This is a genomic window from Jiangella sp. DSM 45060 (assembly GCF_900105175.1).
Lineage (GTDB): Bacteria > Actinomycetota > Actinomycetes > Jiangellales > Jiangellaceae > Jiangella.
Window position 1 is genome coordinate 2749929 of the sequence record NZ_LT629771.1, and the last position, 12955, is coordinate 2762883.

The following is a 12955-nucleotide window of genomic DNA, read 5'->3' on the forward strand; positions in this document are numbered from 1 at the left end:
CGCACGGTCGTTGACAGGCCCTGACGGCGGTCCTACGTTGCAGGAAGACGCCGGGGGGCACGATGGCGCAGACAGCGGGGTTGGAACGGCTCGGGCGCGCGTGCGCCCGGCACGCCTGGCTGGTCATCGGGGTGTGGCTGGTGGTGCTGGTCGCCGCGGTCGGGGCCGACCGGGTGTGGGGCGGCACGTTCAGCGACGACTTCACCCTGCCGGGCACCGAATCCGGCGCTGGCAGCGACCTGCTGGTCGGCCACGGGATCACGGCCAGCTCGTACTCGGCGCGGCTGGTGTTCCGGGACGACGACGGGCTGTCGGCGCAGCAGGACGCCGTCGACGAGGTCGTGACGGACGTCGCGGCCGTCGACCACGTCCTGGCGGTGTCCGACCTGGTCCCGGCGCAGGACGGCACCGTCGGCTACGTCACCGTCCAGTTCGACGGCAACCCCGGCGCGTTCGGGTCGGCGTTCGTCGACGACATGGACACCGCGACCGACCCCGCGCGCGACGCCGGCGTCGACGTCGACTACACCGGTGCGCTGGGGCAGGCCGCCGAACCGGCGCCGAACGACAGGCTCTCGGAGAGCATCGGGATCGCCGTGGCGATCGTCGTGCTGCTGGCGGCGTTCGGCAGCGTGCTGGCGGCGCTGCTGCCGATCGTGTCGTCGGTCATCGGGGTGCTGACGGCGCTCAGCCTGCTCGGGCTGCTGGCCGCCGCCGTCGACTTCGGGACGGCGTCGCCGACGCTGGCCGCGATGCTGGGGCTGGGCGTCGGCATCGACTACGCGCTGTTCCTGACCACGCGGCACCGGCAGCAGCTGATGAACGGCGCCGACCCGGTCACCGCGGCCGGGCGGACGGTCGCCACCAGCGGCCGGTCGGTCCTGATCGCCGCGTGCACCGTCGTCATCGCGCTGTCCGGGCTGTGGGCCACCCGCATCGACTTCATCGGCAAGCTGGGGCTGGCCGCCGGGTGCGGGGTCGTCGTGGCCGGGGTGGCCGCCGTGACGCTGGTGCCCGCGCTGCTCGGCGCGGCCGGGCGGCTGATCGACCGGTTCCGGGTCCGGACGCCGGTCGCGGAGGAGTCCGGCGACGGGTCCGCGTCCGGGTGGTTGCGGTACGCGCTGGCCCTGGACCGGCACCCGTGGCGCTACCTGCTGGCCGGCGTCGCGGTCGTCGCGGTGCTGGCGATACCGACGCTCTCGCTCTACCTCGGCCACGTCGACGACGGCGCGTCGGCACGCGGCAGCACCACCCGGGAGGCCTACGACGCCATCACCGACGGCTTCGGCCAGGGCGTGAACGGCCAGTTCACCGTCGCCATCGAGCCCGGCGACGGCGACGACGGCGCGACCATCGCGTCGGACCTGCAGGACGCCATCGCCGGCACGTCCGGCGTGGCCGCCGTCACCGACTTCACCCCCAGCCAGGACGGCGAGCTCTACGTGGCGACGGTGACGCCGTCGACCCGGCCGCAGGACGAGGCCACCGACGACCTACTGCACACGCTGCGCGACGACACGATCGCGCCGCTGCTGGCCGGGTCGAACACGGTGTCGTACGTGACCGGGATGACCGCGGCCCAGCTGGACTTCCGTGACCTGGTGGCCGAGCGGCTGCCGGTGATCATCGCGATCGTCGTCAGCGCCGCGTTCATCGTGCTGCTGCTGTCGTTCCGCAGCCCGGTGCTCGCGCTCAAGGCCGCCATCCTCAATCTGCTCTCGATCGCCGCCGCCTACGGCGTGGTCGTCGCCGTCTTCCAGTGGGGCTGGGGGTCGTCGCTGCTAGGCGTGGACCAGCAGGTGCCGATCGAGTCGTACGTCCCGATGATCATGTTCGCGATCGTGTTCGGGCTGTCGATGGACTACGAGGTGTTCCTGCTCTCGCGGGTCCGCGAGGCGTGGCTGGCGACGGGGGAGAACCACGGCAGCGTCACGACCGGGCTGGCGGTGACGGCGCGGGTCATCTCGTCGGCGGCGCTGATCATGATGAGCGTCTTCTTCGCGTTCGTCGTCTCCGACAGCGTCGTGATCAAGATGCTCGCGGTGGGGCTGGGGTTCAGCGTGCTGATCGACGCGACGGTGATCCGGCTGCTGGTGGTGCCGACGGCCATGTTCCTGCTCGGCGACCGGTGCTGGTGGCTGCCGCGCTGGCTGGACCGCGCGCTGCCGCACCTCGAGCCCGAGCCGGAGCCGGAGCCCGGCCAGGACCTCAGCCGCTCGGGCCGCTGACCAGCGTGCCGGTGGCGTACATGCGGTGCGACGAGCCGAACCGCGGCCAGCAGGTGGTGAGCGTGATGCGCCGCTCGGTCGGCTCGGTGTCGCGCGGCTCGCCCGGCACGGGGTCGACCACCCACACGTCGGAGATGTCGATCTTGTTGCCGTTGCTGTCGCCGTCGGGCGCGTCGTCGAGCTCGTAGACGTAAGTGCCGTCGGCCATCTCGATCTCGATGGTGTCGCCGACGCGCAGGTCGGGAAAGCCGGCGAACGGGGAGAGGTGGCCGGAGCGGTGCGCGGCGATGCCGACGTTGCCCACCTCGCCGGGGTTGGCGGTGTCCGGGTAGTGGCCGGGGCCACGGGCGAGGTCGTCGGGCTGCACGCCCTGGACGACGGTGAACTCCCAGTCGTCGCCGAAGCGGGGGATGCGCAGGATGCCGTAGGCGTCGCCGTCGGCCAGCTCGTCCGGGTCGGGCGCCGGGGTGGTGTCGTCGAGCTGGCCCCACTGCACGCTCAGCTCGTCCTCGAGGTCGTCCTGCGCCTGCGCGGTCTGGATGCCGGTGCCCCAGATGATGTAGACGACGAAGAGCAGCACCAGCACGCCCGCGGTGAGCAGGAGCTCGCCGATGCCGCCGACGACGACGGCCCAGGCGCTGCGGCGCGGGCGGGTGCGGACCCGCTGCGCGTGTCGTGGCATACCACGACCCTAATGGCGCGGCGGCTAGAGTCGAAGACGTGTTGATCGCCGAAGACCTCCTGCTGCTCGCCTACGACGACGAAACGGGCAAGTCGGTCATCGACGGCACCCGCCTGGAGTACGGGCTGGCCGGTGCGCTGCTGCTGGAGCTGTCCGTCCTGGGCAAGGTGTCCGTCGCCGGGCCGGGTGAGGCGGTGAAGCGCGACCGGCTGGTCGTCCGCGACGCCACCCCGGCCGGCGACGACGTCCTCGACCACGCGCTGGTCGAGCTGGCCGACGACGAGGGCAAGAAGCCGAAGAACGTGCTCGGTTCGCTGCGCAAGGGCCTGCGCGGCCGCTTGCTCGACCGCCTCGCCGGCCGCGGGCTGCTGCGCCAGCAGTCCGGCACGGTGCTGGGCATCTTCCCGACGACGCGCTGGCCGGCCGCCGACGCGTCGCACGAGGCCGCCGTCCGGCAGCGGCTGCAGGACGTGCTGGTCACCGGCCTGGCGCCGGATCCTCGCACGGCGGCGCTGGTGTCGCTGCTGCTCGCCGTCGACGGCCTGCGCAAGGTCGTGCCGTCGGAGGACCGCCGCGCGGTGAAGCGGCGGGCGCAGGAGATCGCCGAGGGCGACTGGGCCGCCGACGCCGTCAAGAAGGCGGTCCAGGAGGTGCAGGCCGCCGTCACCGGCGCCATCCTCGCCTCGACCGCAGCCGGTGCGGCCGGCGGCAGCTGACCGCCTAGAGTGCGTCGAGTGACCGCTGACCTCGACGACCGCCTCGTCCGCGCCCGGGCCGCCGCTGCCGCCGCCGGGCTCGACGCCCTGCTGATCACGCCCGGCGCCGGGCTGCGCTACCTCACCGGCTACGACGCCAAGCCGCTCGAACGGCTCACCTGCCTGGTGCTGCCGGTCGAGGGGACGGCGACGCTGCTGGTGCCCGCGCTGGAGCGGCCGGCGGCGCTAGCGTCCGGCACCGGCGCGCTGGCGCTGGACGTCCGCCCCTGGCAGGAGACCGACGACGCCGTCGCGCTGGCCGCCGCGCTGCTGCCGGGCGCGCGCCGGGTCGGGCTGGACGACCAGATGTGGGCCGAGAAGGCGCTGCGGTTCCGCGCCGCGATGCCCGCCGCCGAGCAGGTCGCCGCCGGCGCCGTCCTGTCGTCGCTGCGGTCGCGCAAGTCCGCGGACGAGGTCGCCCTGCTGCGCGAGGCGGCCGCCGCCATCGACCGCGTCCACGCCCGCATGGGGGAATGGTTGCGGGCCGGGCGCACCGAGGCCGAGGTCGGCCGCGACATCGCCGCCGCGATCCTCGCCGAGGGGCACGAGTCCGTCGACTTCGTCATCGTCGCCTCCGGGCCCAACGGCGCCAGCCCGCACCACGAGACCAGCGACCGCGTCATCGCCGCGGGCGACCCCGTCGTCGTCGACATCGGCGGCACGACGGCGGCCGGGTACTGCTCCGACTCCACCCGCACGTACGCCGTCGGCCGGCCCGCGGACGAGTTCCGCACGGCGTACGACGCGCTGCGGACCGCGCAGGAGGCCGCCGTCGCGCACGTACGGCCCGGCGTCACGGCCGAGTCGGTCGACGCGGCGGCGAGGGACGTGCTGGTGGCGGCCGGGCTGGGGGAGTACTTCATCCACCGCACCGGCCACGGCATCGGGCTGGAGACGCACGAGGACCCGTACATCGTCGCCGGCAACACCACGCCGCTGGAGCCGGGCATGGCGTTCTCCGTCGAGCCGGGGTTCTACCTGGCCGGGCGGTACGGCGCGCGCATCGAGGACATCGTCGTCACGACCGACGACGGTGTCGAGGCTTTGAACCGGCGGCCACGAACCCTCATGATCATGGATACGTGACCTTGCGGACATAACGCCGACATCGCCGCGCGCGAGGGTGGTCCGCGGACCCCGTCCCGACCACCCCGAGGAGCGACATGGCGCCCACCCCACCGTCCGACGCCGAGCTCGACGTCATGATCCGGGCCCGGCTCGCCGCGGTCGGCATCGACCTCGACCAGCTGCCGCCCGGCACGGATCCCGACCCGGAGACCGGGGCGCCCGGCCAGGCCGCCGTCCTGGCGTCGCTGCGCTCGTTCGCGCGCAGGTCGCTGGCCGAGCTCAGCGCCTGGGTGCCGCCGGCGCCGTCGGGCACGCCCGCCGACCAGGCCGTCGAGCTGTCGCAGCAGGCCGCGCCGATGCTGTACCCGTCCATCAGCACCGCCTGGCGGGACGCATGAGCGCCGGCCCGCAGGACGTCCACGTCGATCGCCGCTCGTTCGTCGCCCGCATGGCCGTGCTGTCGGCCGGCGCGGCCGTCGCCGGCACCGTCGGGCTGCCCCGGGTGGCCTACGGCGGGCCCGCCGCCACGACGGGGCGCACCGGGCCGCATCCGGACGCGTACACGCCGCCGCGCCCGGAGGCCCTCGCCGACCCGGCCGAGCTGACCGTCGCGGAGGCGGCCTACCTGCTGCGGGCCGGGACGCTGCGGCCGGAGACGCTGCTGGAGGCGTACCTCGACCGCATCGCCGCGTTCGACGGCACATACCAGGCGTTCAACCTGGTGCTGGGGGAGCAGGCGGCCGCCGCGGTGCGGGCGCTGCGGCGCGGGCACTACCACGGGCCGCTGCACGGCATCCCGCTGGCGATCAAGGACAACTACTACACGTCCGGCGCGCTGACCACCGCGAACTCGTTCGTCTTCGCCGATTTCGTCCCGCCGTTCGACGCGACCGCCGTCGCGCGGCTGCGGTCGGCCGGCGGCATCGTGCTCGGCAAGACACAGATGGGCCCGCTGGCGACCACCCGCGCGACCACGCCGTCCGGCGTCGTGACGACGGTGAACGCCTGGACCCCGGACGACCCGTCGACCAACCCGGGCGGCTCGTCGACGGGGACGGCGACCGCCGTGGCGGCGCGGCTGGCGACGTCGGGCATCGGGACGCAGACCGGCGGCTCGATCACGGCGCCGTCGAACGCCCAGAACCTCACCGGCCTCAAGCCGACGATGGGCCGGGCGTCGCTGTACGGGATCGTGCCGCTGACGTATTCCCGCGACCACCCCGGCCCGCTGGCCCGCGACGCCAAGGACGCGGCGATCATGCTGGCCGCGATGGCCGGCCCGGACGCCGCCGACCCCCGCACGCAGGGGCTGCCGCCGGTGCCGGACCTCGTCGCCGCGGCCACACCGGTCTACCGCGGGAAGCGGCTGACACTGCGCTGGCCGACCCGCATCGGCGTCGTCCCCGGCTACACGTCCGGGTCGAGCCCGGCGGCGGCGGCGCGCCGGGAGTTCCTGTCGACCCTGGCCGGCGTTCCGGGGGTCTCCGTGGTGGACGTGACCCTGCCGGACGAGTGGGACCTGCTGACCGGCCGCTTCAACGACGTCCGGCTGCCGGAGCGGTCCGAGCCGTTCGTGCCGTACCTGCGCCAGGACCTGCGGCTGTTCGGGGTGTCGCTGACCAGCTGGCTGCAGGGCGCGCTGATGGGCGCCGACGAGTACGTGACCGGCCAGCGGGCCAAACTGGTGCTGCTGACGCGGGTGCTCGACTCGCTGTTCGCCCAGTGCGACGTCGTGGTGCAGACGTCGCCGGTGCCGTTCGACATCGTCGGGCTGCCGGAGCTGGCGTTGCCGATCGGCTTCTCCGGCGGCCTGCCGATCGGCGCCATCCTCGGCGGCCTCCCGTACGCCGAGGACCGCCTGCTCGCCGTGGCCGCGGCCTACCAGTCGCTGACCGACTGGCACTGGCGGCGCCCGGCCGACCCGGTGGGCGCGGCCAGTGCCCGTGGTCCGGCCGCTGCCGCCCGTCCCCGGCTGACGGCCGACGAGGCGGCCGAGCAGTCGCAGTGACCGGCGGGCGCCTGGCCCTCAGCCGGCCTCTGCGCGTCGGGGGGTGACATCAGTGCCAACCTTGGCGCTGGTGTCACCCGCCGCAGCAACACCGCCCGCTCCAGCCCGATCACCGTCCGGGCCAGCGTCGACTTGCCCGACCCCGACTCGCCGACCAGCCCGAGCGTCTCGCCGCGTCGCAGGTCGAAGGAGACACCGGCGACGGCCTGCACGTGGCGCCGGCACGCTGCGGGCACGGGCGCGCGCTCTGGCACGCTGTCGTTGCTGCGGCACGCCGCCGTCGCTCAGTCGCGGCGCCGACGACTTGGCGGGCCGCGCCGCCGCCCTCGGCCGGCCTCTGCCCGGCGGGGGTGACATCAGCGCCAACCCTTGGCACTGGTGTCACCCCCGCGGCAACACTGCCCGCTCCGGTACGGCGTCGGCGCGGGTCAGCGCGCTCAGCCGGCCGGCGGGATGTTCTGCGTGAACCGGAAGACGTTCTCCGGGTCCCAGGTGCGCTTGACCTCCTGCAGCCGCTGCCAGGCGCCGTCGGAGAAGGCGGACCGCACGATCTCGGGCGTCGAGCCGGAGGGGAGGAAGTTCAGCACGCCGACCGGCCGCGTGTGCGCCGCCAGCGCGCCGAACCCGTCGTCGAGGCGCTGCTGGACTGCGGCGCGCTGCTCCGGCGTGGCGGCCAGCGCGTTGGCCGCCGCGATGTACGGGGTGTCGCGGTGGGAGAGCGGGCCGTCCTGCTCCTTCGCCGCGGCACCGCCGAGGTGGCGGATGTCGACGCCCGGGACCGGCGAGCCCGGCGCCACCAGCTCGAGCAGCCCGTCGATGGCGGCGTCGGTCAGCCCGGCCACGCCGGTGCTGCGCCCGGCCGTGGGCATGGGGTCGGTGGGCTCGCTGCCGGACAGCGCCGCCTCGAGGTACGTCTGCGTGCGGAAACCGCCCATGAGAGGGTCGCCGAGCGCCGCACGCAGCGGCTCGAGCGCCGACCCGTCGTCGCCGGCGATGGTGGCCCGGAGGGCGGCGACGTGCTGGCCGCGCAGCGGCTCGGGCACCGCCGGGATGGGCGGGAACGTCATGACCATGACGGCGGAGGTGACGTCGTCGGAGACCTGGCCGGTCCAGTCGGCCCACGCCCGCAGCACCTCGGCGGCCCGCGCGCCCGGGTAGAGCAGCGAGCCGTTGTGCACCGCCGGCAGGTCGTAGAGCTGCACCTCCAGCGACGTGACGACGCCGAAGTTGCCGCCGCCGCCCTTGAGCGCCCAGAGCAGGTCGGGGTTCTCGTCGTGGCTGGCCCGCACCAGCGAGCCGTCGGCCGTGACGACGTCGGCGCCGACCACGGTGTCGGCGGCGAAGCCGAACCGGCGCATGAGCAGGCCGATGCCGCCGCCCAGGGTGTAGCCGACGGCGCCGACGGTGGGCGCGGTGCCGGACAGCCCGGCCAGCTGGTGCGGCGCGGCCGCCTCGAGGACGCCCCGCCAGCGGGCGCCGGCGTCGATGCGGGCCACCTTGCGCTCGGCGTCGACGTCGACCCCGGTGAGCCGGGTGACGTTGAGCACCACGCCGTCGTCGTTGGGCCGCACCGCGCCGTGGCCGGAGGACTGCACCGAGAACGATACGCCGTTCTCGCGCGCCAGCCTGACCGCGGCCTGCACGTCGGCGGCGGTCTCGGCCACCACGACGACCGCGGGATGCTGGTCGATGGCCAGGTTCCACGGCTGCCGCACGTCGTCGTAGCCGTCGTCGCCGGGCGCGTAGGCGCGGCCGGTGAGGGTCGAGCGGAAACCGTCGAGGTCGATCATGTGACTCTCCATCCAGTGCGTGAGCTCGGTGCCCGGGACCAGTCTGCCGGTCGGGTCCGACAACGGGACGGATGAAGCCGCGGGGATGTGACAACTAGCTGGTCAGAGCCGTCACGGCGGCATCGACGTCGGCCTCCGTCGAGTACAGGTGGAACGACACCCGCAGCCGCCCGTCGCGCACCGCCGCCCGCACCCCGGCCGCCGCCAGCCGCCGCGCGGCGCCGGGCACGTCCACCGACACGATCGCGGAGTCGCCCGGCGGCAGTCCCAGCCCGGCCCGGAACCGGTTCGCCAGCCCGACGTCCCAGTCGTGGACGGCCTCGATGGTGACCGCCTCCAGCAGGTCCAGCGCCGGCGCCGCGCCGACCCACGAGAACCAGGCCGGCGACAGGTCCAGCCGCCGCGCGTCGGACGCCAGCCGCAGCGGCGGCCCGTAGTACGACCCGTGCGGATCGTCGCCCGCCCACCATCCCGACTGCGACGGCACCACCCGCGACCGCAACTCCGGCGTCGTCACCAGGAACGCCGTACCCCGCGGCGACAGCTGCCACTTGTAGCCGCCGGCCACGAGGGCGTCGAATCGACCCGCGTCGATCGGCAGCCACCCCACCGCCTGGGTCGCGTCGGCGACGGTGACCGCGCCGGCCGCCCGCGCCGCCGCCAGCACGCCGTCGACGTCCGCGATCACCCCGGTCGCCGACTGCACGACGCTGAACGCCACGACGTCGACGCCCGGCCGCACCGCCCCCGCCAGGCCCGCCGCCGGCACCGTCCGCACCTCGACGCCGCGGTGAGCCTGCGCCAGCCAGGGGAACAGCAGCGACGTGAAGTCCTCCTCGGGCGCCAGCACGACCGTCCCGTCGGGCACCGACGCCGCCAGCAGCCCGACCAGCTGCGACACCTGCGCGCCCGTCGTGACGTCGGCCTCGGCCACCCCGACCAGCCGCGCGAACGCCGCCCGCGCCCGCCCCGTCGACTCGCCCCAGCCCTCCCACGACACCCGCCCGCGCCGCCACTCGTCCAGTGCCGACTGCAGCGCGTCCCACGCCGTCGACGGTGGCAGCCCGTAGCTCGCGGTGTTCAGCCAGCCAGGCTCGGGGTCGAACAGGGAGCGCGCCGCGGCAAGGTCCATGCCGACATCGTGCCAGCGTGGCGCGGACGGGGTGCGGTCCGGGCGGCCAGTAGAGTGCACACGTGGAGGACATCGACAGGAAGATCGTGGCGTTGTTGATGCGGGACGGCCGGATGAGCTACACCGATCTCGGCAAGTCCACCGGCCTGTCCACGTCGGCCGTGCACCAGCGGGTCCGCCGGCTCGAGGAGCGCGGCGTCATCCGCGGCTACTCCGCCGTCGTCGACCACGAGGCGGTCGGGCTGCCGCTGACGGCGTTCATCTCCATCAAGCCGATCGATCCCAGCCAGCCCGACGACTCGCCCGACCGGCTGGCGGGCGTGCCCGAGATCGAGGCCTGCTACTCCGTCGCCGGCGACGAGAGCTACATCCTCAAGGTCCGGGTCGGCCGCCCTGCCGATCTCGAGGACCTGCTGGCCCGCATCCGCTCGTCGGCGAACGTGACCACCCGCACCACCATCGTGCTGTCGACGCCGTACGAGAACCGCCCGATGACGGCCTGAGTCAGGCCTGGCGCCGGCTCGGCAGCAGGTTGCGGACGGCGAGCAGCAGGTAGCCGGCCGTCACCAGGCCCACCAGCAGCGCGACCAGGTGCAGGACGGGCGACCCCGTGGCCGCCAGGCCGCCGGTGAGCCCGCCGCCGCCCACGGTGCCGCCGGTGATCGAATTGCCGTTGTACATGGTTGTCCCCCGAGATGTCGTGATGTGCGGATGGGTCAGGAGCGGGCCGGTACCGGCTGCGCTCCCACGTGGTGCCACGTCGCCTGCCGGCGCCGCAGCACGTCCAGTGCGGACCTGATGAGCACGGCCTGCAGGAACAGGTCGTAGGCCCACTCGATCACCAGCGGCGCGGCCAGCAGCCGGGCACGGACGCCGGCGTGCCAGACGGTGACGACGCGCTCGGCGACGAACACCAGCCCGATGGCCGTCCAGAGCGGGTGGAACCCGAACCGGCCGGTGGCGACGAGATACGCGGTGAAGGCAAGATACAGCCACATGGCCAGGACGCCGAACGCCATGCCGGCCTGCTGCAGCGCGTACGGCAGCGTCACGCGGGTCAGTCCGTAGGCGCGCAGGTTCTCCAGCGCGCCACGCTGCCAGCGCAGCCGCTGCCGCCACAGGTCGCGCCAGCTCGGCATGACCTCGGTGACGACAACGCAGTCGCGCGGCGAGACGCAGCGCAGGCCCATGGTCTTGATGGCCAGCGTGATCTCGTTGTCCTCGGTCAGCGCGGCGGTGTCGTAGACCTGCCCGCGCCGGCTCTGCAGCCGCCGCAGCACGTCCACGCGATGCAGGGTGGCGGTGCCGGTCAGCACGAGCGCGTCGCCGCCGCGGCGGCCGATCTGGCGCTGGTAGCGGGCGTACTCGCTGCGCTGCAGATCGCCGAGGAGCCCGGCGCCCGGTTCGCCGAGGAAGATCCCTCCGACCGCGCCGACGCCGTCGTCGGCCTGCAGCGTCTCGGCGGCGACCTCCACGAACCGCGGCGTCAGAGTCGAGTCGGCGTCCATGACCAGCACGAGGTCGGTAGGACGCAGCCGGGCCAGCAGCTCAGCGAGCACCTGATTGAGCGCGCCGGCCTTCTTGTGCGTGTTGCCAGCGGTCTCGACGACCTCGACGCGGCGATGGGCGCGCGCGACCTCGACCGTCGCGTCGGTGCAGTTGTCCGCCACGACGACGACGTGGTCGGGCCGGCGGGACTGAGCCCGCAGTGAATCGAGAGCCGCACCGATGCGGTGCTCTTCGTTGTGCGCTGGAATGAGCACGGTGATCCGGACATCCGGCACACCGGCATAACGCAGGCCATTGCCCACGACGATGAATCCCCCCGATAATGCGGGCCGGATGCCATGCGAAAATGCACGGCATCCGGCCCGATTGCCCCCCTTACCGCCAGCAGCAAAAGCGCTCGGCGGCCGATGTTGCTCTTCGAGATTAGCCCGGGTGGGCGGGACGCGCATCTCGAAACGCCGTGCGGTCATCACGTCGTGCCTGGTGACAGCGGTCGATCGTCACCGGGAGTGACCTCCGGCGCTCAACTTCCAGGTAATCCGGTCACCATGGGTGACGGCAATGGAGAAAATGTGTCCGGCGTCTCACCGACGGAAGAGAAAAGCGTCAGCTGAAGGCGCTCTGGCCCGTCAACGCCTGACCGATGACGAGCTGATGCACCTCGCTGGTGCCCTCGTACGTCAGCACCGACTCCAGGTTGTTGGCGTGGCGCAGTACCGGGTATTCCAGTGTGATGCCGTTGGCGCCGAGAATGGTGCGGCACTCGCGGGCGATCGCCAGCGCTTCCCGGACGTTGTTGAGCTTGCCCAGGCTGACCTGTTCCGGCCGCAGCAGACCATCGTCCTTCAGCCGGCCGAGGTGCAGCGCGAGCAGGTAGCCCTTCTGCAGCTCCAGCGCCATGTCGGCGAGCTTGGCCTGGGTGAGCTGGAACGCGGCGAGCGGGCGGTCGAACACCTCGCGCGTCTGCGCGTACGAGATGGCCGCCGCCAGGCAGTCGCGGGCCGCGCCCAGCGCGCCGAACACGATGCCGAAGCGGGCCTCGTTCAGGCACGACAGCGGCCCGCGCAGGCTCGACACCTCCGGCAGGACGGCGTCGGCCGGCAGCCGGACGCCCTCGAGCACGAGCTCGCTGGTCACCGACGCACGCAGCGACAGCTTCTTGCCGATCTTGGGCGCCGAGAACCCGGGCGTCCCCGCCGGGACGAGGAAGCCGCGCACCTTGTCGTCGTCGGTGCAGCGGGCCCAGACGACGGCGACGTCGGCGACCGAGCCGTTGGTGATCCACATCTTGGTGCCGTCGAGGACCCAGTGATCGCCGTCGCGGCGGGCCCGGGTGCGCATGCCGGCCGGGTTGGAGCCGAAGTCGGGCTCCGTCAGGCCGAAGCAGCCGATCAGCTCGCCGGCCGCCATGCCCGGCAGCCAGCGCTGCTTCTGCTCCTCGGACCCGAACTTCCAGATCGCGAACATCGCCAGCGACCCCTGCACCGACACCAGCGACCGGACGCCGGAGTCGCCGGCCTCCAGCTCCATGCAGGCGAGGCCGTACGAGACGGCGTTCGTGCCGGCGCAACCGTACCCGGTGAGGTGCATGCCGAGCAGCCCGAGCTTCCCGGCCTCCAGCGCCAGGTCGCGGGCGGCGTCCGAGGACAACCCGGACTCGTACCAGTCGCCGATCGACGGGCGGACGCGGTCATCGACGAAGTGGGCGACGGCGTCGCGCAGGTCGCGCTCCTCCTCGCTGAGCAGGTGATCGACGCTCAGCAGCTCCAGGGGCGAGGTCATG

The 12955-nt window shown here is 73.5% G+C and carries 12 protein-coding genes and 1 pseudogene; 6 read left to right on the top strand and 7 right to left on the bottom strand.

Translation table 11 applies throughout. From position 1 onward, the window contains the following. The first annotated feature begins 62 nt into the window (after positions 1–62). On the top strand, positions 63–2228 hold the full coding sequence (locus tag BLU82_RS12395) for an MMPL family transporter (protein ID WP_092620382.1): 2166 nt from the start codon (positions 63–65) through the stop codon (positions 2226–2228). Here BLU82_RS12395 and BLU82_RS12400 read toward each other — a convergent pair. Next, the gene (locus BLU82_RS12400) at positions 2209–2910 is read right to left on the bottom strand and encodes a class E sortase (RefSeq protein ID WP_092620385.1); all 702 of its coding nucleotides are present in this window, start codon (positions 2908–2910) and stop codon (positions 2209–2211) included. The two genes, BLU82_RS12395 and BLU82_RS12400, sit on opposite strands and share 20 nt — an antisense overlap. A gap of 38 nt (positions 2911–2948) precedes the next feature. Here BLU82_RS12400 and BLU82_RS12405 point away from each other — a divergent pair, with 38 nt between their 5' ends. The 4 genes from BLU82_RS12405 to BLU82_RS35665 all read left to right on the top strand — a co-directional run bounded on the left by BLU82_RS12405 (position 2949) and on the right by BLU82_RS35665 (position 6741). Next, positions 2949–3626: a GPP34 family phosphoprotein gene (locus BLU82_RS12405; protein ID WP_092620388.1), complete on the top strand. Its 678-nt coding sequence runs from the start codon at positions 2949–2951 to the stop codon at positions 3624–3626. A gap of 18 nt (positions 3627–3644) precedes the next feature. Continuing rightward, positions 3645–4751: a Xaa-Pro peptidase family protein gene (locus tag BLU82_RS12410; protein WP_092620391.1), complete on the top strand. Its 1107-nt coding sequence runs from the start codon at positions 3645–3647 to the stop codon at positions 4749–4751. A 77-nt stretch (positions 4752–4828) separates the two neighbouring features. Continuing rightward, on the top strand, positions 4829–5131 hold the full coding sequence (locus BLU82_RS12415; protein ID WP_092620394.1) for a hypothetical protein: 303 nt from the start codon (positions 4829–4831) through the stop codon (positions 5129–5131). Next, complete coding sequence (locus tag BLU82_RS35665) at positions 5128–6741, top strand: amidase (protein WP_092620397.1); 1614 nt, start codon at positions 5128–5130, stop codon at positions 6739–6741. The genes BLU82_RS12415 and BLU82_RS35665 overlap by 4 nt, the downstream gene beginning before the upstream one ends. A 107-nt stretch (positions 6742–6848) precedes the next feature. On the opposite strand, the pseudogene BLU82_RS35670 reads toward BLU82_RS35665, so the two are convergent. From BLU82_RS35670 to BLU82_RS12435, 3 genes and pseudogenes are all read right to left on the bottom strand, one after another. After that, a pseudogene (locus BLU82_RS35670) lies at positions 6849–6995 on the bottom strand (ATP-binding cassette domain-containing protein); the annotation flags it as partial. A 183-nt stretch (positions 6996–7178) separates the two neighbouring features. After that, positions 7179–8531: an FAD-binding oxidoreductase gene (locus BLU82_RS12430; protein WP_157740851.1), complete on the bottom strand. Its 1353-nt coding sequence runs from the start codon at positions 8529–8531 to the stop codon at positions 7179–7181. A gap of 94 nt (positions 8532–8625) precedes the next feature. Then, on the bottom strand, positions 8626–9663 hold the full coding sequence (locus BLU82_RS12435) for an aminotransferase class V-fold PLP-dependent enzyme (protein WP_092620403.1): 1038 nt from the start codon (positions 9661–9663) through the stop codon (positions 8626–8628). A 62-nt stretch (positions 9664–9725) separates the two neighbouring features. On the opposite strand from BLU82_RS12435, the gene BLU82_RS12440 reads away from it, so the two are divergent. After that, positions 9726–10166: an Lrp/AsnC family transcriptional regulator gene (locus BLU82_RS12440; protein WP_092620406.1), complete on the top strand. Its 441-nt coding sequence runs from the start codon at positions 9726–9728 to the stop codon at positions 10164–10166. 1 nt (position 10167) lies between these two features. On the opposite strand, the gene BLU82_RS34130 is transcribed toward BLU82_RS12440, so the two are convergent. From BLU82_RS34130 to BLU82_RS12450, 3 genes are all read right to left on the bottom strand, one after another. Next, positions 10168–10344 carry a hypothetical protein gene (locus BLU82_RS34130; RefSeq protein WP_157740853.1) on the bottom strand — a complete coding sequence of 59 codons (177 nt, stop codon included), beginning with the start codon at positions 10342–10344 and terminating at the stop codon, positions 10168–10170. 35 nt (positions 10345–10379) lie between these two features. Beyond that, entirely contained in the window at positions 10380–11474 is a 1095-nt protein-coding gene (locus BLU82_RS12445) for a glycosyltransferase family 2 protein (RefSeq protein ID WP_370246293.1), read from the bottom strand. Positions 11475–11778: 304 nt separating this feature from the next. Beyond that, the gene (locus BLU82_RS12450; RefSeq protein ID WP_092620412.1) at positions 11779–12954 is read right to left on the bottom strand and encodes an acyl-CoA dehydrogenase family protein; all 1176 of its coding nucleotides are present in this window, start codon (positions 12952–12954) and stop codon (positions 11779–11781) included. Position 12955 lies beyond the last annotated feature (1 nt).